General features: G+C 70.5%; 26 protein-coding genes and 1 pseudogene. 17 read left to right on the plus strand and 10 right to left on the minus strand.

The window, feature by feature from the left end; translation table 11 throughout:
- Positions 1-62: 62 nt before the first annotated feature.
- A complete protein-coding gene (locus AB0I28_RS23195) occupies positions 63-536 on the minus strand; it encodes a carboxymuconolactone decarboxylase family protein (RefSeq protein ID WP_357496459.1) in 474 nt (157 codons plus the stop codon).
- 75 nt (positions 537-611) lie between these two features.
- On the opposite strand from AB0I28_RS23195, the gene AB0I28_RS23200 reads away from it, so the two are divergent.
- Positions 612-1,061 (plus strand): N-acetyltransferase, encoded by a 450-nt coding sequence (locus AB0I28_RS23200; protein WP_357496461.1) that lies wholly within the window; start codon positions 612-614, stop codon positions 1,059-1,061.
- On the opposite strand, the gene AB0I28_RS23205 is transcribed toward AB0I28_RS23200, so the two are convergent.
- The 4 genes from AB0I28_RS23205 to AB0I28_RS23220 are packed head-to-tail and all read right to left on the minus strand — an operon-like array spanning position 1,053 to position 3,564.
- The gene (locus AB0I28_RS23205; RefSeq protein ID WP_357496463.1) at positions 1,053-1,256 is read right to left on the minus strand and encodes a hypothetical protein; all 204 of its coding nucleotides are present in this window, start codon (positions 1,254-1,256) and stop codon (positions 1,053-1,055) included. The genes AB0I28_RS23200 and AB0I28_RS23205 overlap by 9 nt on opposite strands.
- On the minus strand, positions 1,181-2,410 hold the full coding sequence (locus AB0I28_RS23210) for a hypothetical protein (RefSeq protein WP_357496464.1): 1,230 nt from the start codon (positions 2,408-2,410) through the stop codon (positions 1,181-1,183). The genes AB0I28_RS23205 and AB0I28_RS23210 overlap by 76 nt, the downstream gene beginning before the upstream one ends.
- Positions 2,411-2,464: 54 nt before the next feature.
- A complete protein-coding gene (locus AB0I28_RS23215) occupies positions 2,465-2,722 on the minus strand; it encodes a DUF397 domain-containing protein (RefSeq protein ID WP_357496466.1) in 258 nt (85 codons plus the stop codon).
- The gene (locus AB0I28_RS23220) at positions 2,719-3,564 is read right to left on the minus strand and encodes a helix-turn-helix transcriptional regulator (RefSeq protein WP_357496468.1); all 846 of its coding nucleotides are present in this window, start codon (positions 3,562-3,564) and stop codon (positions 2,719-2,721) included. The genes AB0I28_RS23215 and AB0I28_RS23220 overlap by 4 nt, the downstream gene beginning before the upstream one ends.
- Before the next feature lie 521 nt (positions 3,565-4,085).
- On the opposite strand from AB0I28_RS23220, the gene AB0I28_RS23225 reads away from it, so the two are divergent.
- From AB0I28_RS23225 to AB0I28_RS23255, 7 genes and pseudogenes are all read left to right on the plus strand, one after another.
- Positions 4,086-4,289, plus strand: coding sequence for a hypothetical protein (locus tag AB0I28_RS23225; protein ID WP_357496469.1), 204 nt, complete (start codon positions 4,086-4,088; stop codon positions 4,287-4,289).
- The gene (locus tag AB0I28_RS23230; protein WP_357496471.1) at positions 4,286-4,654 is read left to right on the plus strand and encodes a hypothetical protein; all 369 of its coding nucleotides are present in this window, start codon (positions 4,286-4,288) and stop codon (positions 4,652-4,654) included. Before AB0I28_RS23225 ends, AB0I28_RS23230 begins: the two co-directional genes overlap by 4 nt.
- A gap of 143 nt (positions 4,655-4,797) precedes the next feature.
- Positions 4,798-5,004: a hypothetical protein gene (locus AB0I28_RS23235; RefSeq protein ID WP_357496473.1), complete on the plus strand. Its 207-nt coding sequence runs from the start codon at positions 4,798-4,800 to the stop codon at positions 5,002-5,004.
- A 124-nt stretch (positions 5,005-5,128) separates the two neighbouring features.
- The gene (locus tag AB0I28_RS23240; RefSeq protein WP_357496475.1) at positions 5,129-5,605 is read left to right on the plus strand and encodes a carboxymuconolactone decarboxylase family protein; all 477 of its coding nucleotides are present in this window, start codon (positions 5,129-5,131) and stop codon (positions 5,603-5,605) included.
- A gap of 186 nt (positions 5,606-5,791) precedes the next feature.
- Positions 5,792-7,012, plus strand: coding sequence for a hypothetical protein (locus AB0I28_RS23245; RefSeq protein ID WP_357496476.1), 1,221 nt, complete (start codon positions 5,792-5,794; stop codon positions 7,010-7,012).
- Between the two features lie 255 nt (positions 7,013-7,267).
- The gene (locus AB0I28_RS23250) at positions 7,268-7,576 is read left to right on the plus strand and encodes a hypothetical protein (RefSeq protein WP_357496478.1); all 309 of its coding nucleotides are present in this window, start codon (positions 7,268-7,270) and stop codon (positions 7,574-7,576) included.
- A gap of 163 nt (positions 7,577-7,739) precedes the next feature.
- Positions 7,740-8,120, plus strand: a pseudogene (locus AB0I28_RS23255) (SgcJ/EcaC family oxidoreductase); the annotation flags it as partial.
- A 106-nt stretch (positions 8,121-8,226) separates the two neighbouring features.
- Here AB0I28_RS23255 and AB0I28_RS23260 read toward each other — a convergent pair.
- The gene (locus AB0I28_RS23260) at positions 8,227-8,571 is read right to left on the minus strand and encodes a cupin domain-containing protein (RefSeq protein ID WP_357496480.1); all 345 of its coding nucleotides are present in this window, start codon (positions 8,569-8,571) and stop codon (positions 8,227-8,229) included.
- Positions 8,572-8,626: 55 nt separating this feature from the next.
- On the opposite strand from AB0I28_RS23260, the gene AB0I28_RS23265 reads away from it, so the two are divergent.
- Positions 8,627-9,697, plus strand: a complete 1,071-nt coding sequence (locus tag AB0I28_RS23265) for a hypothetical protein (RefSeq protein ID WP_357496482.1) — start codon at positions 8,627-8,629, stop codon at positions 9,695-9,697.
- Positions 9,698-9,780: 83 nt separating this feature from the next.
- On the opposite strand, the gene AB0I28_RS23270 is transcribed toward AB0I28_RS23265, so the two are convergent.
- Positions 9,781-10,761 (minus strand): ABC transporter permease, encoded by a 981-nt coding sequence (locus AB0I28_RS23270; protein ID WP_357496483.1) that lies wholly within the window; start codon positions 10,759-10,761, stop codon positions 9,781-9,783.
- Positions 10,758-11,666: an ATP-binding cassette domain-containing protein gene (locus AB0I28_RS23275; protein WP_357496485.1), complete on the minus strand. Its 909-nt coding sequence runs from the start codon at positions 11,664-11,666 to the stop codon at positions 10,758-10,760. The genes AB0I28_RS23270 and AB0I28_RS23275 overlap by 4 nt, the downstream gene beginning before the upstream one ends.
- A gap of 131 nt (positions 11,667-11,797) precedes the next feature.
- On the opposite strand from AB0I28_RS23275, the gene AB0I28_RS23280 reads away from it, so the two are divergent.
- Together AB0I28_RS23280 and AB0I28_RS23285 are read left to right on the plus strand one after the other, a co-directional pair.
- Positions 11,798-12,943, plus strand: a complete 1,146-nt coding sequence (locus tag AB0I28_RS23280) for a sensor histidine kinase (protein WP_357496487.1) — start codon at positions 11,798-11,800, stop codon at positions 12,941-12,943.
- The gene (locus AB0I28_RS23285) at positions 12,940-13,599 is read left to right on the plus strand and encodes a response regulator transcription factor (RefSeq protein ID WP_357496489.1); all 660 of its coding nucleotides are present in this window, start codon (positions 12,940-12,942) and stop codon (positions 13,597-13,599) included. The genes AB0I28_RS23280 and AB0I28_RS23285 overlap by 4 nt, the downstream gene beginning before the upstream one ends.
- Here AB0I28_RS23285 and AB0I28_RS23290 read toward each other — a convergent pair.
- Positions 13,566-14,300: a DUF2306 domain-containing protein gene (locus AB0I28_RS23290; RefSeq protein WP_357496491.1), complete on the minus strand. Its 735-nt coding sequence runs from the start codon at positions 14,298-14,300 to the stop codon at positions 13,566-13,568. The genes AB0I28_RS23285 and AB0I28_RS23290 overlap by 34 nt on opposite strands.
- Before the next feature lie 113 nt (positions 14,301-14,413).
- Here AB0I28_RS23290 and AB0I28_RS23295 point away from each other — a divergent pair, with 113 nt between their 5' ends.
- The 3 genes from AB0I28_RS23295 to AB0I28_RS23305 are packed head-to-tail and all read left to right on the plus strand — an operon-like array spanning position 14,414 to position 16,041.
- The gene (locus AB0I28_RS23295; protein WP_357496493.1) at positions 14,414-15,151 is read left to right on the plus strand and encodes a TetR/AcrR family transcriptional regulator; all 738 of its coding nucleotides are present in this window, start codon (positions 14,414-14,416) and stop codon (positions 15,149-15,151) included.
- 43 nt (positions 15,152-15,194) lie between these two features.
- Positions 15,195-15,629: a helix-turn-helix transcriptional regulator gene (locus AB0I28_RS23300; RefSeq protein ID WP_357496495.1), complete on the plus strand. Its 435-nt coding sequence runs from the start codon at positions 15,195-15,197 to the stop codon at positions 15,627-15,629.
- A gap of 4 nt (positions 15,630-15,633) precedes the next feature.
- Positions 15,634-16,041: a VOC family protein gene (locus AB0I28_RS23305; RefSeq protein WP_357496497.1), complete on the plus strand. Its 408-nt coding sequence runs from the start codon at positions 15,634-15,636 to the stop codon at positions 16,039-16,041.
- 62 nt (positions 16,042-16,103) lie between these two features.
- Here the strand turns inward: AB0I28_RS23305 and AB0I28_RS23310 are convergent, their stop codons facing one another.
- Complete coding sequence (locus AB0I28_RS23310; protein WP_357496499.1) at positions 16,104-16,790, minus strand: VOC family protein; 687 nt, start codon at positions 16,788-16,790, stop codon at positions 16,104-16,106.
- Here AB0I28_RS23310 and AB0I28_RS23315 point away from each other — a divergent pair.
- From AB0I28_RS23315 to AB0I28_RS23325, 3 genes are all read left to right on the plus strand, one after another.
- Entirely contained in the window at positions 16,714-17,976 is a 1,263-nt protein-coding gene (locus AB0I28_RS23315; protein ID WP_357496501.1) for a PP2C family protein-serine/threonine phosphatase, read from the plus strand. The two genes, AB0I28_RS23310 and AB0I28_RS23315, sit on opposite strands and share 77 nt — an antisense overlap.
- A 389-nt stretch (positions 17,977-18,365) precedes the next feature.
- A complete protein-coding gene (locus AB0I28_RS23320) occupies positions 18,366-20,204 on the plus strand; it encodes an acyl-CoA dehydrogenase (protein WP_357496503.1) in 1,839 nt (612 codons plus the stop codon).
- A gap of 263 nt (positions 20,205-20,467) precedes the next feature.
- On the plus strand, positions 20,468-20,905 hold the full coding sequence (locus AB0I28_RS23325) for a hemerythrin domain-containing protein (RefSeq protein ID WP_357496505.1): 438 nt from the start codon (positions 20,468-20,470) through the stop codon (positions 20,903-20,905).
- Positions 20,906-20,925: the final 20 nt, after the last annotated feature.

The following is a 20,925-nucleotide window of genomic DNA, read 5'->3' on the forward strand; positions in this document are numbered from 1 at the left end:
CGATCCCCACGGCCCTCAGCGAGGGCCGGAGACGGCGGACACATCCGCCGTCTCCGAGGCCTTCAGCCGAACTGTCCGACCTGGTAGTCGCCGCCGGCGTTGCGCACGATCACGTTCATCCGGTTGGCGGTGCTCATGAAGGAGACGAGGTAGACCAGGGCGGCGAGCTGGTCCTCGTCGTAGTGTTCGGCGGCGTCCGCCCAGACGTCGTCGCTGACTCCGGCGTCGCCGTCGGCGAAGCGCGCGGCCTGCTCGGCGAAGGCCAGGGCGGCGCGCTCGGCGTCGGTGAAGACCTTCGACTCCCGCCACACCGCGACCATGTGCAGGCGTTCGTGGGTCTCGCCGGCGTGGACGGCCTCCTTGGTGTGCATGTCGACGCAGACGCCGCAGCCGTTGATCTGGCTCGTGCGCAGCGAGACGAGTTCCTGGGTGACCGGGGGCAGCTTGAGTGCCGTGATGGCCTGGCCGGCGGATTGCAGGTATTTGGCGATCTTGGCCCGCTCGGGGGTGCCGATGAGGTCGAGACGAGGTTCCACGGGTGGCTCCTTGGTCGTTTCGGGCTGTACACCACCGAGACGAGACCGCGCGCGATTTCGTGACATGCTGCCGCCATGGTTCCTGACGACTTCGACGTCCCCCGCGTCCTCGACGCGCCGCCGTTCCACCTCGAACCCCTCGGGCCGCAGCACAACGAGGCCGACCACGCCGCCTGGACCTCCTCGATCGAGCACATTCGGGCAACGCCGGGCTGGGCCGGCGGGACCTGGCCGCCCCTGGAGGGCATGTCGCTCGAACAGAACCGCGGCGACCTGGAAGAGCACGCCGCAGACTTCGAGTCGCGCAAGGGATTCACCTACACCGTCCTCGACGCGCGGACCCGCGACGTGATCGGCTGCCTGTACATCTACCCCCACCGCGACGGCACGCCAGGAACGAAGGTCCGCTCGTGGGTCAGGGCGAGCCACGCGCACCTCGACGGGCCCCTCCACGACGTGGTCAGTGAGTGGATCGCCGACTGGCCGCTCGCGAAGGACGCCGAGTACGCCAAGCGGTCAGGCTAGCGGCCACCCCCGGCCGGGGACCTCGGTCCACGCGGCGATGCCGAGGCCCTCCTTGCCGCTCGGGGCGCGTGTCGACCCGACCAGCCACAGCGTGTCCGTGCCGGGAAGGTAGGCGCCGGTCAGGTAGGTGGCGAGGTCCTTGTGCTCGGGTACCTCGTAGTGGATCGGGTGGAAGCCGTTGAAGTGAATGAGCACGTCGCCGGTCTCGCCGAAGGGGTCGCGGTTGGCGACGAGGGAGACGTCGCCGGTGCCGGATACCGCCAGGCCGGCCGACAGTCCCTCGTCGAGCCCGAGTTCGGCGTCGATCCAGTGGCCGTCGCCGTCGTAGTGCCGCAGGTAGGGCCGAGGTGTCTCGGCCTCGGTCCACATGGTGCCGGCGACCCAGAAGCCGTCGCCGCGCTCGTCGCGCCGGCGTCGTAGTCGCCGTCGATGCTCGCGGCGATGGCGGTGTGCTCGTCGAGGAAGGTCGCCGTGTAGCGCCAGCTGGGCAGTTCGCCGGCGGCGTCGAGGGCCGGTGGGGTGAGCTCGCCGACGGGGGTGTCGTCGCTGGTCCGGTGCAGGGTGAGCGCGCTTTGATCGTGGGCGACGGTCAGGTAGTGCTCGCCCGACGGGCTGATCGCGGTGATGATCCGGTCGTCGCCGACATGGGTGGTGTGGAGAGTGGTGGGGAGATCGGTGGGGAGTTCGACGGGGGGTTCGATTCCGTCCCAGGCTCCCCAGAGGAGGGGGACACCGTCCTGGCCTTCGCCGACACCGAGGGCGACCCGGGTGGGGTCGGGGACGGCGAAGTGCGCGGAGCCGTGGGCGTAGGTGCCGGTGGGTGCGGTGGCGAGGACGCGGCCGTCGGCGGCGTCGATGACAAGCCATTGTTCGGTGCCGTCGGGGGAGATCTCGGGGGAGATGTCGGGGGAGATGAGGTGTGCCCAGACGTGGCGGCCGTCGTTGGAGACGAGGGCGGAGCCGGAGTCGGGGTGGCTGTGGGCGAGGTCGGTGGAGTAGTCGTCGAAGGTGGTGTGGGTGGTGCCGCAGCGGGACCAGCAGCCGTGCGGGAGTTCCCAGCGCAGGGCGCCGGAGGTGTTGACGGCTCGCAGGGCGTGGGTGCCGGCGAAGACGGCGAAGTCGAGGGCGGGGGAGACGGCCGCGCGGGTGTGCCGACGTGGCCACGGTAGGGGGAAGAGGGTGGGGGTGCCGGTGCCGGCGATGAAGTCGGGGAGTGAGTGGACCGCGAGGTGCGTGTCATCCACGACGGTGAGGAGGGCGCGGGGGACGTCGACCTCGATGCGGGCGCCGGGGGCGATGTCGCGGAAGGTCGCGAGGAGGCGGGCCGTGGGGCGGGCGGTCAGGGGCATTCTCGGATTGTCCCTGCACCGCCCGCCGGGTGATGGTCTTAGAGGTGATTGCTTCTAGAGGTCGAAGTCGCCCGACTTGACGGCGGCGACGAAGTTCGTCCACTGCGGACGGTCGGCGGTGAGGACCGGACCGACGCGGTGCTTGGTGTCGCGGACGGCGACGCCGGTCGTCGAGGCACCGATCTCGACGCAGTTCTGTCCGCCACCGCTGCCACTCCGGCTGCTCGTGCGCCAGGCACCGACCTCGACGCAGTTACCGCCGGCTCCGCTGCCCCCGCTACGACTGCTCTTTCGCCAGGCACTGACCTTCACAGCTTGTCCCTCTCAGCGATGATCAGGTGTCGCGATGCCGCTGGATCAAGCGCGGCACCCAGGAGGCGATCATACGCTTCGGACAGCTGCTCAACCGGTTCTCCTTCGAGGCAGATATCGCCGGCGGGAATAACCGCGTAGGCGACTTCCGGATACGGCTTCGCGAGACCAAAGACCTCAAACGATCCGCCGAGTCCGGTAGTCACACCCAGCGGAAGTACGTGGACTTCGATGTTCGGACGCTCGCTGAGTTCAAGCAGCCGATCGAGCTGCACCCGCATTGCCTTCGCTCCACCGGTTCGTGACCCCAGTAGATGCTCACTGATGATCGTAGTGAACCTGATCGGTCGGTGCTTGGAGAGGATCTGCTGCCTGTTCATTCGCAACGCGACCCAGCTCTCCACGCCGGAGTCCGGCACCTCGGGATGCCAGGCCCGCATCAGCGCCTCGGCGTACTCGGGCGTCTGGAGCAGGCCCGGAAGGTAGGTCAGTTCAACAGTCCTGATGGCGTGTGCCTTGGATTCCATCCAGGCGCGGTCCATCAGCAGCGGCGCCACGTCGGCGCGATAGCCGTCCCACCAACCGGTCTGACCGACGTCCTTGCGGATGGTGAACAGATCCGAGCGCCTACGCGGATCGGAGACGCCGCACATCTCCAACCACAGATCGAGCCTTTCCGATGTCACCGGCATCTCGCCCGCTTCGATTCGAATGATCGAAGAAGCGTCGCAGCCGAGATGTGCGCCCGCGTCTTTCGAACTCAATCCGGCTTCGTCGCGGATCTCGCGTAGGGCCTGGCCAAGCCACACCGCGCGGATCGTCGGCTTCCTGCGCCTGACCATGAATCCCGCCTCCGAAATTGCTTGTCCAAATCGGAGGGTCAGTATTGCACACTCATGTGCAGCCTGGTAGAAAGGGTGTGAGCCACTCATCACCAAGAGTGATCAGGTGGGTTGGCTTGCAGGAAAAGAAAACGACCGGGGCGGGTTCCCTGATTGGCGTCTGGCCCCGCCCCGGTCCTCAACAACCGGAGGTCCGCGTGCGGAGTCCCCGATCACCTATCTGTCTACCACCAGGGTCGGACAAACTGCGCATCGGTCAGCCGAGCGCTCCCTACTCGACCCCACCTGACCCAGCCTGATCCCGCCTGACCTCACCCGAGGTCACCGCACCTACCCGACCTCACCTGACCTCACCTGAGGCTCCCCCGGCGTCTTCCCGGCCGTCGGGGTCGAGGGGGGCGGGCAGCACATCACGCGAACGCCGCCATCACCGCGGACGGGCCGACCTCCCCCAGGCACCCCGTCCGGGCGGTTCGTGCTGCCCGCCCCACCCCACCGACTTTGCGAAGGGACCACTTCCCATGCCTTCCGTCAACCGCGAGTGGGCCGCCTACTGGCGCTCGCTTCTCGCCTGGCACGTCAACAACCCCCACGACGACATGTGCGCCTGCGGCGACCGCTCCACCGACTGCCGCATCCGCCGCGTCGCCGTCAAGAAGAACATCCTCCGCGACATCACCGAGAACCTCGACCACATGAACGCCGGCCCCGGGAGCGGACTATGACCGTCCTGACCCCATGGCAACCGACCTACGTCGGGCCGGACGCTCGCCCCGAACCCCGCAAGCCCCGACCGGTCCCCCGGCAACGCGTCGCCTCACCCGTCGAGTTCCACCTCAACCTCGCACTCATCAAACACCGCCGCCAGCAATCCATCCTGCGCGAACACCGCCCCACCCGCCGACGCATCCGCATCGTCCGCTTCGCCGGCTTCCCCGTCCCCGCCCTGATCACCCGATGCCACTGCTGCAACGCCATCTGGCCCTGCCGCGAACTCATCACCGTCCTACGCAACAAATTCGGCTGGACCCGACGACTCGACCACGCCCTCGCCGCCCTCCGTAAAGGAATCACCATCGAACCCGGCTGACCCGCGTCACCCGCCACCCGTCACCCGAGCAAGGTTCGTGCAAGGAATTCCCGCGCCCACCCGCATAGGTTGACGCCCATCGACAACCCCGCCGCCTCCGTCCACATGCGACCGAGACGCCGGACAGGCTCCAGGAGGCCATGATGAACAGGCTCAACGCTTTAACCGACCGGATCCTCGGCTGGTTCCTCACGTCGGGCACCGCCGCCGCCGACGACTGCGTGCGAGAGGTCCAGACCCGCTATCGCCTCTGCACCCGCGGAAGCTGCTACGACCGCCGCGTGTGCAGGTACTGCGTCCTTGGCGGAAACCACTGCGGGGAGTGGTCCATCTGCACCTGCCCCGCCTGACGAAACCGTCAGCGTCGGCCACGGCCGTCGAACCCGGCCGGTAGCCGAGACGCGGGTCACTGTCACCGCACGTCGGGCTGTCCTGTCGAAAGGGGTGTACCGCTCAACAACGAAGGAGCACCCCGTGGCAGCCCGACTCAACCTCTTCGAGATCCCCACCATCGCCAAGGCCCTCAAGCAGTTCGCCGCCGGCAGCCGAACGGTCATCACCGAGAGCACCCTCCCCAAGGTCACCCAGGACCTGGTCACCCTGCGCGCCAGCCAGATCAACGGCTGCGGCTACTGCACCGACGCGCACAGCAAGGACCTCGCCCACGCCGGTGAGAGCGCCACGCGCGTCAACCTCGTCGCGACCTGGCGCGAGTCCAATGTGTTCACCGACGCCGAGCGCGCCGCCCTCGAACTCACCGAGGAGGGCACCCGGATCGCCGACGCGGCGGGCGGAGTCGGCGACGAGGTGTGGGCCCGCGCCGCCGAGCACTACGACACCGAACAGCTCGCGGCCCTGGTCTACATCATCGCGGTCATCAACGCCTCCAACCGTTTCGGCGTCATCAACCGCCAGGCCGGCGGCGACTACGTGCCCGGCCAGTTCGGCTGACACCGGCCCACCGACCGATCGCCCCGCCTCGGACGCCGGACTTCCGGATTCTGGATTCCGGGGCGGGGAAACCCGCTCAGCAGGCACTTCCAACCCTTTCACCGGCCACCTCCGTTGTATGGGCACGGGTATCGCGCCCGCTCCCGGCCTCACCGCCGGGATCCCCTTCACCGCAGAGGAAAACGCGTGAACCGAACCGACATCCGGCGGGGCCTTCTCCTGCTCGCCGCCACCGCGGCCGCCACCGGGCTGGCCGCCCTCAGCGGCACCGGCGCCTACGCCGCCGGCCCCCTGAACTGGACCCAGACCAAGACCCCCGACCCCGGGAACTGGTACGCCTTCGAAGACCTGGAGGTCCTGGCCGCCGACGACGTCTGGAGCGCCGGCAGCGGCCCCGACATGCCGATGATCGCCCACTGGGACGGCGCGGACTGGACCCAGCACGACCTCCCCGGTGGCGTCCTCAGCGTCCAGGACCTCGCCGTCGCCGGCGGCGACGACGTCTGGGGCGTCGGAGCCGGCGGAACCACCTGGTACGAAGGCCGGGTCGTGCACTACGACGGTGAGAAGTGGTCGGTCGTCGAGGTGCCCTACCCCGAAGTCGGCTCGGCCGGACAGATCACCATGAACAACGTCGTCACCACCGGCGACGACGTGTGGGCCACCGGGATCGCCAACCGCTCGATCGACGGCGAGCGCGTGCGCTCCGGCTTCACCCTCCACTTCGACGGCGCCGAGTGGACCCTGGCGGAGATCCCGATCCCCGACAAGGCCACCGACGTCGACTACGTCGGACTCGACGTGCTGGCCAACGGCGACATCGTCGCCAGTGGCGTCCAGTTCGTGCCGATCCCGGAGGACCCGGCCTTCTCCCGCGCCATGCCCTGGGTGACCGAGTTCGACGGAGCGCAGTGGACCGACATCGGCTACGCCGACTTCGGTGAGATCAGCAAGCACGGCGCCATCGCCGACACCGCCGTCGACAAGAAGGGCAAGGGAATCTGGTTCACCGGAACCCTGTGGCAGGAGGACCCGGAGACCGGCGCCAAGACACCCGAGCCCTACCTGGTCCACTACAACGGCAAGACCGGCGAGTGGTCGCGACCCAAGCTGCCGACCGCCGTCGGCGTCGCCGACGGTGCGCTCGCCGTCGACAAGCGCGGTGGCGTGGTCCTGGCCGTCTCCAACGGGTCCGGCGGGGGTGAAGGCGGCGGCTACCTGCTGCACTACGACGGCGAGACCGTCGAGCGCTGGGAGCAGCCGCAGCACGAAGGTTCGTGGAGCTACACCCAGGCGGCGTACGTGCCGGGCACGAACGTGCTGTGGCTGGCCGGCTGCACGCGCGAGGAGAGCGGCCGCCCCATCACCGGCGTCGCCGCCTACGGGAAGGTCTCGCTGAGGCACTGATCCGCTGAGGTTAGGCCCGACAAGGCGGGGCGGCGCCGCGCACGCAGGCGCCGCCCCGCCGGTCACGAGCCGACCGTTCGATCAGGGCGGCGCCGAGCAGCAGCTCCACGGTCGGATCGGCGGTGGAGGTCAAGGGAGGTGCGGAATCTGTGGGCATGGTCGGAGTCGGTGACCGTGAAGCGGGCCCGCGACTCACCCCCGCTCGCGACACCCGTCACCCCCTCCCCGTCGTAGGCAGCCCGTAGCGTCGGAGGCATGACGACCTCGGAGCCGCAAGGTTTGCTCGACGTCCTGACCGCGGCGGCGCGGACGGCGGCGGAAGCGCTGGACGGCCGCAACCTGCGCATCGGCCCGGGCGGGCGGGTGCACGCCGTCGGCACGGTGCGGTGGCTGGGCGGGGTGGAGGCGCCGGGGCCGCGCTGTCACATCGGGACGACGGCGGGGCCGGTCGCGGGAGTCATCCCGACCCGGGAGCCGGTCGACTGCGCACGCTGTTTGAAGGCGCTCGACGACGGTGCGGGCGGACCGGGGCTCGACGGGGCACCGACACTGCCGGGGCTCTAGCGGTCCGTTCCGTGGGGCGGCCGCCGGTCCGCACGCCTGAATCGGCCGACGTCGAGGGGCCTCGAACGGATGTTTCACGTGAAACATCGCCGACTGCCCGACTGCCCGCGTCGGCTTCCCGTCCATCCCGGTCGAGGGGCGCGTGGCGTGCTAAACCGTCACCATGACCGACGAGCAGCACATCCGGGCGCTGATCGAGTGCTGGGCGCACGCCGTCCACAGTGGTGACCTCGACGCCGTCGTCGCCGATCACGCCGAGGACATCGTCATGTTCGACGTTCCGCCGCCTCAGCAAGGTGTTCGCGGGCTCGACGCCTACCGCTCGGTGTGGCCGCCGTTCTTCGAGTGGCAGGCGCGGGGCGCGTCCTTCACGATCGAGTCGCTCGACGTCACGGTCGGCGGCGAGGTCGCCTACGCCTTCGCGCTCCTGCTCTGCGGCACGCCCGAGGAGTTCGCGGTCGCCCCGGACAGTCGGCTGCGACTGACGCTCGGCCTGCGCAAAGAGGGCGACCGGTGGGTCGTGGCGCACGAGCACCACTCGTTCACGCACTGAGGCCGCCCGACCGGACTCCCCGGCAGGGCGGCGCGTCACCGTGCCCACTGCCAGCTCTGCCGGCTCGGGTCCACCACCACCAGGTACCAGCCTGGGCCTACTCGGCGGCGAAGACCTCGACCGAGGTGCCCTCCAGCGCCAGCGCCGTCATGCCCGTCTCGCTGCCGGAGGCGTGCTCCTCACCCTGCTCCCACTGGACGCCCGTGCCGGCCGCGATCGGGACCCGTTCCCCGTCGGCTCCGGCGACCCAGCCCTCACCGGCGACGACGAGGAAGATCTGCCGCGCGGTGGCGGGATGCTCGCCGATGGTCCCGCCGGGGGCGACCGTGAGGCAGGTGAGCTGGATGCTTCCATCGCCTCTGGCGACGCGGGTGGCGGTGGCGTCGACGCTGTCGAAGCGGTCGATGACCTTTTCGGCGCGGTCGAACCGGAACAGCTGCATGGGTGCTCCCGTCGTGAAGGGCGTCCGATTCTACGGGCGACAAGGTCCCCGGGCCGTGGCCCACGAGCAACCGGCCGGGGCCCGGGCCGTGCTCCTCTCCCCATCTGCGGCCCAGGCGGACCCGGTCCTCGCCCTGCCCGAACCCTCGGGGCCCCTCCCCGTGGGCGTGTCGACGCTGCACCTCGTCGACGGCGACCGCGCCGACCCGTGGGTGCCCTCCGCGCGGCGGGAACTGATGGTGCCCCTCTGGTATCCGACGCTCAAGCCCTCGGCGGTCACCGCCGCGTACATGACGGCCGAGGAGTCTCGCGTCCACCTGGAGGCCTCCGGCGTGCCGGCGCCGCCCGACCTGATGGCGAACGTCGGCACACACGCGACGGTCGACCCTCGCCCCCTCCGGACGCACCGGGGCCTGCCGCTGGTGGTGCTCTCGCCCGGCTTCGGGATGCCCCGCGCGACCCTCACGGGCCTGGCCGAGGAGCTGGCGAGCCGCGGCTACGCCGTGGCCGCGATCGGCCACAACTACGAGGCCGACGGCATCTCCTTCCCCGACGGCCGCACCACCACCTGCATCGCCTGCGAGGGCGCCGAGGACGAGACGATCGGCGCGACCCGTGCCGCCGACGTGTCCTTCGTCCTCGACGAACTGGAGGATTCCCGCTTCGGGCGGCTCGTCGACAGCGGCGAGGTCGCCATGGTCGGCCACTCGGCGGGCGGGTTCAGCGTGATCCCCGCGATGCTCGGCGACCCGCGCGTCAAGGGTGGCCTGAACATGGACGGCAACTTCCGCTACCCCAACGACGTACCCGTCGACCGGCCCGTGCTCATGCTCGGCCAGCCGAGCCACTCGGCCGGCGGCCAGGACCCGAGCTGGGACGAGACCTGGAGCGAACTCACCGGCTGGAAGCGCTGGCTGACCGTCGACGACACCGCCCACGTCTCCTTCAGCGACCTCGCCGTCCTCGGCGACCAGGCCGGACTCCCGCAGCAGGAACTCGACGGCGCCACCGTCGACGGGATCCTCCGCGACTACGTGACGGCCTTCGTCGACGTGGTGCTGCGCGACTGCGAACCCGCGCTGCTCGACGGACCCTCGCCGGAGCACCCGCAGGTCCGCTTCCACTAGCGGCGGTGGCGGTGCCGACACCGGAGGCACCGCGGCCTGACGACCCAGTCCCCCTTCCACCCGGGAGGGGGACGCCGCGCCCATCACGGATCCCGTCGCACGACGACGAGCGCGAGGCCCGCCGCCACCACGACCCACACGGCGTACACGGCCCAAGCACCACCGAGGCTCAGCGCCGGCGGTTCGTGCCCGCCCGCCAACTCCGTCAGCCGCTGCCACGCCGTCAGGGGGAAGACGTTGTCGATCCGGATCACCCACTCCCGCGGCGAGTTCAGCAGGGCCGGGAGCAGCAACAGCAGCCCGACCACGCTCACGATCGCCGCCGCCGTGTGCCGCAGCAGCGCCGCCAGCCCTGTCGCCACGAGCGCCGCGACCGGCGCCAGCAAGGCGGAGGCGACCACGACCCGCAGCGCTCCCGGATGCCCGATCGGCACGCCCACATCCCGCAGCGACAGGATCGCCTGGCTCCCGAAGAAGGAGACGGCCCCGACCACCGCACCCCACCCCGCGAACAGCCCGAAGGCCACCGCGAGCTTGGCCGCCATCACCGCCCGCCTGGCCGGCACGGCCGCGAAGGTCGTGCGGATCATCCCCGTCTGGTACTCCGAGGACACCAGCACGGCCGCGATACTCCCCACGACCAGCAGTGTCACCATCGCCGCCGCTTGCGTGAACGCGGCCGTGATCGACCAGTCCGGGAAGAAGTCCGCCCGCACCGGCTCGCCGTAGTCCGCCCAGTTCAGGTGATCCGACAGCGCCGAACCGACGTTCATCGCGATCACGAGCAGCCCGCCGAGCACCACCGACCACGACACCGAACGCAGCGAGCGCAACTTGATCCACTCGGCGGCCAGGAGGTCACCGAAACGGGCACGGGGTTCTGGGCCACGACGGGCGGCGGACGGCTCGGCGGCGGACGGCTCGGCGGCGGACGGCTCGGCGGCACGGGAACGACGGGCGAGATCCTCGGTCCCAAGATCTTCGGTCTCAAGGCGTTCGGTGACAAGGTCTCGGCCGACAAGGTCTCGGATGACAAGGTCTTGGCCGACAAGGCGTTCGGTCATCGCGAGGCTCCAGCCTGGTATTCGACACTCTCGGCGGTCAGTTCCATGAAGGCCGCCTCAAGCGAGGCGCCGTGCCCGGTCAGCTCCCGCAGCAGGACCCGGTGCTCGAAGGCCAGCTCCCCGACACGCTCGACGCTCATGCCGGTGACGGTGAGGCCCTCGCCCGCGCGCTGGACTCCGGCGCCTTCGCCGCCGAGGACGGCGGCGAGGCGCTCGGCCTCGGGGGTGCGGACGGTGACTCCCCGGCCCCCGGCGCGCGCGGCGAACGCGGTGAGGCTCTCCTCGGCGATGAGGCGGCCCCGGCCGATGACGACGAGGTGTTCGGCGGTGTTGGCCATCTCGCTCATGAGGTGGCTGGACACGAAGACCGTGCGGCCTTCGGCGGCGAGGCGCTGGAAGAGGCCGCGCACCCAGGCGACGCCTTCGGGGTCGAGGCCGTTGAAGGGTTCGTCGAACAGGAGCACCGGTGGGTCGCCGAGCAGGGCGGTGGCGATGCCGAGCCGCTGTTTCATGCCCAGGGAGTAGCCGCCGATGCGCCGCCGGGCGGCCGAGGCCAGTCCGACTTCGGCGAGCACCGCCTCGACGCGTGCGCGGGGTATCCGGTTGCTCCGGGCGAGTGCTCGCAGGTGCCCGAGGGCGCTGCGGCCGCCGTGGACCTCGGCGGCGTCGAGGAGGGCGCCGACGTGCCGGAGCCCTCGCGAGAGGCCCGCGAAGGGTTTCCCGGCGACGGTGACGGTGCCCGCGGTGGGCGCGTTGAGGCCGAGGACCATGCGCAGTGTCGTCGACTTCCCGGCGCCGTTGGGGCCGAGGAAGCCGGTCACGCGGCCGGGTTCGACGGTGAAGGTGAGGCGGTCGACGGCGGTCTTGGGTCCGTAGCGTTTGGTCAGTGCGTCCAGTTCGATCACCGTTCCAACGGTCCGCAGCAGCGCGGGCCGCCGCATCGGTCTGGGGTCGAGAAAGATCTGCGGGAAACTGGTCTGGGGGCTTAAGCCCGCAGGCCGATGGCGGTGCCCGGATCAGCGCCTAGCCTGGCCGCATGACCGCCGTCCCCCGTTCTCCGCAGCGCAGCCGCCTCTCGCCCGCCGTGCGAGGGGTGCTGGTGTGGTGCGCCTCGGTGCTCGCGGTCTTCGCGCTCGTGCTGCTGCTGACGCTCGCGTGGCCGAGCGACATGATCGCGACGATGGCGCTGAAGGTCTTCGCGGTCGTCCTGCCGGCCGGGCTGCTGCGGCACTGGCCGCTGCCGGGGCTGGCGCTGGTGCTGGCGGGTTTCCTGCTCAGCGGGCCGAACGGCGACTGGGATCCGCTGACGCTCCAGCTCGTGGTGCTGCACGTGGTGGTCGGCTACATCGCGGCGACACGGCGGCCGGTCCTCTCGCTGCCGGCGGCGGCGCTGGTCTTCGCCGTGGAGATGACGGTCGGGCACCTTGGCCTCGCGCCGAACCGCTCGGTCGTGGACAGCGTGATCACGCCGGTGTTCCTGCTGTTGACGTGCGCCTCGGTGTGGGTCGTGGGCAACTCGGTCCGGCTGCGGCGCAAGTACGGGGAGGCGCTGCGGGAGCGCGCGGTGGCCGACGAGCGGCTGCGCATCGCCCGGGAGCTGCACGACATGATCTCGCACAGCATCGGTGTGATCGCGATTCAGGCGGGGGTCGGCGGCCGGGTCATCGAGACGCAGCCCGCCGAGGCCCGCAACGCCCTCGCCACGATCGAGGCGACCAGCCGGGAAACCCTCGCCCAGCTGCGGCGCACCCTCGGGTCGCTGCGCCGTTCGGGGGCGGTGCCGGCCGAGTTCGATCCCGCGCCGGGCCTGGCCGACCTCGGCGCCCTCGTCGACTCGACCCGCGCGGCGGGCGTGGACGTCGAGCTGCGGCTTGTCGGGAAACCCGCGCCGGTCCCGGCCGACATCGACCTGTCGGCGTACCGCATCATCCAGGAGGCGCTGACCAACGTGGTGCGCCACGCGGGCACCGGCCGCTGCCGGGTGACCGTCGAGCACGGGAACCGGGAGCTTCGCATCGAGATCACCGACGACGGCCGGGGCACGTCGACCGCGAGCGCGGGGGCCGGTTTCGGCATCGCGGGCATGCGCGAGCGGGTCGCGATGCTGCACGGCGAGTTCAGCGCGGGCCCGCGCCCCGAAGGCGGGTTCGGCGTGTCCGCGCGGCTGCTGCTGCCGTCATGACTCCCGTCCGGGTTCTGCTCGTCGACGACCAGCCGCTCATCCGCGCGGGCCTGCGGGTCTTGGCGGCCGACAGCCCCGACCTCCTCGTCGTCGGTGAGGCCGGCACCGGGGAGGAGGCGCTCGACCTCGTGCCGCGGGTGTCGCCGGACGTCGTCGTCATGGACATCCGCATGCCGGGCATGGACGGCATCCAGGCGACGGCCGCGTTGACCGCCGGCGCAAGCGGGGCACGCGTGCTGATCCTGACGACCTTCGACGACGATGACTACGTGTACGCGGCTCTGCGGGCGGGGGCGAGCGGTTTCCTCGTCAAGGACATGGCCCTTGAGGAGATCCTGGGCGCGATCCGGGTCGTCGCCTCCGGCGACGCGCTCATCGCCCCGGCGGTGACGCGCCGCCTGATCGCGGAGTTCGCGCGGCGCCCGGAGCCGCCGACGAAGAGGCGGGCCGTCGGCGGCCTCACCGAGCGCGAACGCGAGGTGCTGACCCTGGTCGGGCAGGGGCTGACCAACGCCGAGCTGGCCGCGCGGCTGCACATCAGCATGGGGACGGCGAAGGCGCATGTGGCGCGGCTGCTGGCGAAGCTGGAGGCCCGCGACCGGGTGCAGCTGGTGATCGTCGCCTACGAGGCCGGGCTGGTCGGCCGGACGGGCTGAGCACGCCTGCCGCCGTACTTGCGCATGATGTACCACTCGGCGACGAGCAGGTTGACCACGAGCGCGAGCCAGGCGCCGGCGCTGGCCATGTCGTGGATCATCGCGACCTCGTTTCCCTGGTAGACGCGGGAGTTCTCCTGCGAGAAGACGACGAAGTAGAGCGGGCCGGCCCACAGCCGCGAGAACAGGATGGACAGGGTGATCGCGTAGTTGCGGATCATCCACTTGCGATGGTCGCCGTAGCGGCGGCCGAGCGTCGCGCGCAGGCCGGCGACGCCCGTGACGACCCACAGGATCGTCGTCATCAGCAGCGCCGACTGGTTTCCCACGCCCTGTTCGGCCCACAGCGTGACCGGGACGGCGAGGAGTGCGGCCGGGAAGATGCCCAGGTAGAAGTAGGCGCGGCCGGTCCATCGGTGGAAGCGCGGGTGGCGGCTGCGCAGGACGGGCCAGAACTGGAGCAGCCCGGCGACCGTGGCGACCGTCCCGAACGCGATGTGGGCGACGAGGAACCCGTAGCGGACCTGGTCGCCGTGCATGTCGGCGCGGCTGGTCTCGATATCAGGGGGAACGTAGGCCCAGACCGAGAAGATCAGGAGCGCGAGGGTGACGAAGGCCAGGGTGAACAGCCCCCACGGGCGGCGTCTGCGCTTGCGGGCCGGGGGAGGCGCGGGACGGGCGGTTTGGACGTCGGCGGTCATGGCCGCTCCTTCGATCGGGGTAGGCATTAACGTACCATGGATACTATCCATAGGATATTAAGCGGCGGCGCTAGGATGCGACGGCAGCGTCGAACAATGAGGAGCCGCACCACATGACCGGTCCGAACGTGCCGCCCGAGCTGCGGCGGCTCTGGCGCATGCAGCCGTCTTCCCCGCTGGGCAGGCCGGCCGAACTCGACGTCGAACGCGTCCTGGGCGCCGCCCTCGACCTCGCCGACCGCCACGGCCTCCCCGGCGTGACCCTGCCCAAGGTCGCCGACGCGCTGGGCGTCACGAAGATGGCGCTCTACCGCTACGTCGGGTCGAAGGACGAGCTGTTCTCGCTCCTGGCCGACATGGCCCTCACGCCACCGCCGACGGCCGAGCCCGGCGAGGACTGGCGCACGGCCCTGCGCCGCTGGGCGCTGGCCAACCGCGAGGTCTACCGCACCCACCCGTGGCTCGCGCAGCTGCCGGTGACGGGACCCCCGAGCGGCCCCAACGCCATCGCGTGGATGGATGCGATGCTGCACATCCTGCGCGAGACCGCGCTGACCTGGCCGGAGAAGACCGGCGTCCTGCTGCTGGTCGGCGGCTGGGTACGGCAGACCGGGCTGATCAGCGAGGAGTTCGGCTCCGGCGGCCGCGACCAGCGCGAAGTCGAGCGCGACTACGGCCGCGCCCTCATCGAACTCGTCGAGCCCGAACGCTTCCCCGACGCGGCGAGGCTCTTCCAGTCGCAGATGTTCGAGGCGCCCGACCCCTACGACGGCGACCCCGACTTCGACTTCGGCCTGGAGACCATTCTCGACGGGGTGTCGGCCCGCATCGCCGCGGCGGCGAAACGCTGAGCCGAGTGGACAGCGGGGGCGTTGACCAGGCAGGCTTCATCCCGTGACCGATCCGCGCCTGCGCGAACTCGTCTCGCTGCGGCGTGTCCGCGACCGCATCGACCGCGAGTACGCCAAGCCCCTCGACGTCCCCGCGCTGGCGCGTGGCGTGCACATGTCGGCCGGCCACCTCAGCCGCGAGTTCCGCGCCGCCTTCGGCGAATCCCCCTACAGCTACCTGATGACCCGGCGCATCGAGCGCGCCATGACGCTGCTGCGCAGGGGAGACCTGACGGTGACGGAGGTGTGCTTCGAGGTCGGGTGCTCCTCGCTGGGGACCTTCAGCACGCGGTTCTCGGAGCTGGTCGGGATGTCGCCGAGCTCGTACCGGCGGCTGTCGGCCGAGGAGGCGGCGGGGATTCCCCTCTGCGTGGCCAAGCAGGTCATGCGGCCGATCAGGAATAAAGAAGCACCCGCCGCCCGCGCCGACTTATCGTGACGGCATGGACTTCACCATCCACCAGAGCTACCTGCCGACCGACGACCCGGACAAGGCGCTGGAGTTCTACCGCGACGCCCTCGGCTTCGAGGTCCGCGAGGACGTCTCCGACGAAGCCGGCCGCTGGGTCACCGTCGGGCCCGCCGGGCAGCCCGACACGTCGATCGTGCTGGAGCCGCCCGCGACCGACCCCGACATCACCGCCGAGGAGCGACGGACGATCGTCGAACTGATGGCGAAGGGCAGCCTCGGCTGCATCGTGCTGACGACGCCCGACGTGGACGCGACCTTCGAACGCGTCCGGGCGGCCGGGGCCGACGTCGTGCAGGAGCCGGCGGACCAGCCCTACGGGCTGCGGGACTGCGCGTTTCGGGACCCGGCGGGAAACCTGGTGAGGATCAACCAGGGGTAGGCCCCCGATCCCGGCCGAGGCGGGCGCAGCGGCCCACGCCCTCGACATCACCGATCAGGCCATCACCCTGGCGCCAGCACGCAGAGCTCGGCGCCCTCCGGGTCGGCGAGCACCGTCCAGGACACGTCTTCTCCCTGCCCGACGTCGGCGGGGGTGGCGCCGGCATCCCTCAAGCGCGCGATCAACTCCGCCTGGTGCGCGCGGGAGCTCGTCGCCAGGTCGAGGTGGACGCGGTTCCTCGCGCTCGTCGCGGGCTCCGTCGACGCACACGGGGGCGTCGGTCGCCGTCCAGTCGAAGCCTTCGGGGAACACGCCGGTGACCCCGTCCCCCGACCGCGCCTCCCGGCCGAGCGCCGTACCCGCCGCGAACGATCGCGCCGGGGGACGCGAGCCTCTTCCGCACCCCGCCCCGCGACGGGTACCTTCCCCACAACCCCGTCAGCCAGAGGGGCGCGGCGGAAGCGGAGTTCATTCCCGACGTCGGCGAGGCGACCAGTCCACACGGTGAACGTGCGGCCGGACGAGCCGGCAACTCCTACTCCGCCGTTAGGTCCGAAGAGGCGGCCGGAAAGGGGTCCCCTTTCCTTAAAACGCGCGTCATGCTGAACAGCGACGATCATGATTGTCCACATATGCGTGCTCCCGAGTACGCACCGGTAACCGAGAGCAGTGATGGCTGGAGCAAGCCGCCTGCGCGGCAGCGCCCGCTCACGTGCCGCCTGGACGCGCCCTGACGCGCGCGCCGGCATCGGCGCGGCCGTCGTGCTGCTCGCACTCGTCGCGGCGGTCGAACTCGCCGACGGCCCCGCCCCCCGCGTCGTGGGCCTCCTGGCCACCCCGCCGTTCGTGGCGGCGGCCTTCGCCGGCTGGCGCTCGGTGGGCCTGCTCGGCCTGGCGTGCACGATGTTCGGCCTCGGCGTCACCTCCTACGGCTCCAACAGCGTCGCCCTCGGCGAGGCGACCGACCTGGCCGCGATCGTCGTCGCGACGGGCATCGCCATGGCCACGGCGGTCGCCCGCCAGCGCCAGCTGGACCGGATGAACACGCTCACGCGCCTGGCCTCGGTCGCGCAGGAAGCCGTCCTGAGACCTCTCGGCCCGCAGATCGGGCACCTCAACCTCGCCGCGCGCTACGTCTCGGCCAGCGTCGCCGCCGACATCGGCGGTGACCTCTACGAGGTCGTCGACACCCCCTACGGCACGCGGATGATCATCGGCGACGTGCGCGGTAACGGTCTCGACGCCGTCCGCCTCGCCAGCACCGTCCTCGGCTCCTACCGCCACGTGGCCTTCGAGCGCGCCGACCTGCGCGCCATCGTCGCCGACCTCGACCGCGCCGTGGCGCGCTCCGTCGGCGACGAGGACTTCGTGACCGCCGCCCTCCTCGAAGAACGCGGCGGCTCCCTCACCATCGTCAACTGCGGCCACCCGCCGCCCATGCTCCTGCGCGACGGCCGCGTCCAGCTGCTCGAACCGCCCTCGGCGGCGCCGCCGCTGGGCTTCATGCCCGTGGTCTCCCTGCGCTCGCACCGCCTCGAACCGGGCGACCGCCTCCTGCTCTACACCGACGGCCTGACCGAGGCGCGCCGCGCCGGCGAGTTCTTCCCCATCTCCGAGCGCGCCTGGGGCCTGCTCGGGCACGGCTCCGTCGGCGACGGCCTGGCCTCGCTGGAGAGCGCGCTGCGCGAATGGGTCGGCGGGCCGCTGGACGACGACATCGCGCTCGTCCTGGTCGAGTACACCGGTCCGCGACCGGGCGTCGAGGAGGCCGCGCCGAGCTGGGCGGTCGCCGAGCGCGGCGGCAACGGCAACGGCGGGAACGCGATCGCGGGCCCGGCCGACGTCCCCACGTCGTCCGGGCCCGCATCCCCCGCTGGTGATCCCGCCCCGTCGGCCCTTCCCCCGGCCGACTCTCCCCGCGCTACCGCGCGCTGAGGTGCCTCAGCGCTCGGAGGTGAGAAGTTCCTCGACGGACACGTACGGGCTGTCGGTGAGCTCGAAGTACTGACGAGCCAGCGACGGGCGTGCCCGATGGCGTCCGGTGTATCCCATTCGGGACACGAGCCGTGCGATTAAGGTCCGTCCGACGGGTACGTCACTACCCGTGCCCGAGGTCGCGTCAGTGCTGAACATTCGGCACCTCCCACCTTGATGTCCGGTTCACTGTTTCAACGAAGAAGGACACGAACGGTGACGAACGTCGATGCGTCGGTAACCCGACAGGCGTGTGGCCGTTACCTGACCGGACGTATCTGGCCGACCCACTTGCCGTTGGTTACCCGTGAGTAATAAACTGGGGGCTACTGACGAGTAGGAGGCCGAGGATGTCCCACTACAAGAGCAACCTTCGCGACATCGAGTTCAACCTGTTCGAGGTTTTCGGTGCCGCCGAAATGATGGGCCGAGACCTTTACGCCGACGTCGACGCGGAGACCGCCCGGGACATCCTGCGCGAGATGGACCGCATGGCCCGCGAGGACCTCGCCGAGTCCTTCGCCGACGCCGACCGCAACCCCCCGGTGTTCGACACCAAGAACAACACCGTCGCCGTCTCGGACTCCTTCCGCAAGTCCTACGAGACCTTCATGGACGCCGAATACTGGCGCCTCGGCCTGCCCCCCGAGCTGGGCGGCACCTGGGCGCCCCGTTCGGTGATCTGGTCGCTCGCCGAACTCGTCCTGGGCTCCAACCCGGCCGTCTGGATCTACGCCAGCGGACCGAGCATGGCCCACACCCTCCACCACGAGGGCACCGACGAGCAGAAGCAGTGGGCGAAGATCTTCGCCGAGAAGCGCTGGGGCGCCACCATGGTCCTCACCGAACCCGACGCGGGCTCCGACGTCGGCGCCGGCCGCACCAAGGCCTACCTCCAGCCCGACGGCTCCTGGCACCTCGAAGGCGTCAAGCGCTTCATCACGTCCGGAGAGCACGACCTCTCCGACAACATCATCCACTACGTCCTCGCCCGCCCCGTCGGCGTCGAAGGACACGGCGGACCCGGCACCAAGGGCCTCAGCCTCTTCGTGGTCCCCAAGTACCACTTCGACGCCGAGACCGGCGAACTCGGCGAGCGCAACGGCGTCTACGCCACCAACATCGAGCACAAGATGGGCCTCAAGGTCTCGACCACCGCCGAACTCACCTTCGGCGAGAACGCCCCCGCCAAGGGCTGGCTCATGGGCGAGAAGCACGAGGGCATCCGCCAGATGTTCCTCATCATCGAGTACGCCCGCATGATGGTCGGCACCAAGGCCATCGCGACCCTCTCGACGGGCTACCTCAACGCCCTCGAATACGCCAAGCAGCGCGTACAGGGCGCCGACCTGCTCACCCCCTCGAAGGACGCCCCCCGCGTGACCATCACGCACCACCCGGACGTCCGCCGCTCCCTGCTCCTCCAGAAGGCGTACGCCGAAGGCCTCCGCGCCCTCGTCACCTACACCGCCACCTGGCAGGACCGGCAGCTCATGGCCGTCGACGCGGGCGACGAGAAGGCCGCCGACGAGGCCCAGCGCATCAACGACCTCCTGCTCCCCCTCGTCAAGGGCGTCGGATCCGAACGCGCCTACGAACTCATCGGCTCCGAATCGCTCCAGACCTTCGGCGGCTCCGGCTTCCTCCAGGACTACCCCCTGGAGCAGTACGTCCGCGACTCGAAGATCGACACGCTCTACGAAGGCACCACCGCCATCCAGAGCCTCGACTTCCTCTTCCGCAAGATCGTCAAGGACCAGGGCTTCGCGCTCATGAAGGTCGCCGGCGAGATCCAGGCCTTCACCGCCGCCGACGGACCGGAAGAACTCAAGCCCGTCCGCGAGGCACTCGGCAAGGCCCTGGAGAACGCGCAGGCCATGCTCGGAGCCCTCGGCGCCCACCTCGGCGCCTCCCAGGGCGAAGAACCCCGCGCCCTGTACAAGGTCGGCCTCCACTCCCGCCGACTCCTCCTCGCCATGGGCGACGTCATCGTCGGCTGGCTCCTCGCCCGCCAGGCACAGGTGGCCCTCGCCGCCATCGCCGAAGGCCGCGGAGACAACTTCTACCAGGGCAAGGTCGCCTCCGCGCGCTTCTTCGCCTCCGAAGTCCTCCCCCGACTGATCTCCGACCGCGCGATCGTCGAGAACGCGACCTACGACGCCATGGACCTCGACGAAGACGCCTTCTAACAGACACACGCACCAAGGGTGAAAGACCAGCACCCGCCTCGGATGGTGGACACCGAGGCGGGTGCTGCCGTGTTTCCGGCGGCTTCGCCGCGGTCCGCGACTTCGTCGCGCTTGCCGCTGGGCGGGGTGGGCGGTTCCGCCTGGGACCTTCGCATGGTCGGACTTCTTTGTCCGGCTTTGCGGGGGTCCGTTTGCCTCCCCCGGGTTTTGAGGGCGAGACGGGTGGGTAGTCAGGGGCAACCCCCGACACTGGAGGCTCGACAATGGACGCCGTGACCGCGATCACCGCCGATCACCGCCTGCTCGAAGATCTTGTTCGACAGGTCCGCAGCGCCAACGGCGACGAAACCGTGCTGCTCGCCGAAATCGAGGCGCGCCTCGCCGCGCACAGCCGAGCCGAGGAAGACCACGTCTACCCCGCCCTGATGCCCGGCGAACCCGTCTACCACGGCTCCCACGAACACGACGAGGTCGCCGTCAAACTCGCCGAAGCACAACGGCTCCTGGGCACCGAACGCTTCGCCGTCGCCTTCGAAGGCTTCGTCGAAGCCGTCCGCGACCACGTCGAGGAAGGACAGGAGATCCTGCCCGTCCTCGCCGACGCCGTATCGCCCGCGCGACTCGAAGACCTCGGCAACGCCTTCGAGGAGCGCCGCGTCGCCGAACTGCGCGGGGCGGGAATCGACGAACCGACACCCTGAGCCGCCCCGGCGCCCTTGCG

It is taken from the genome of Phytomonospora sp. NPDC050363 (assembly GCF_040655735.1).
Lineage (GTDB): Bacteria > Actinomycetota > Actinomycetes > Mycobacteriales > Micromonosporaceae > Phytomonospora.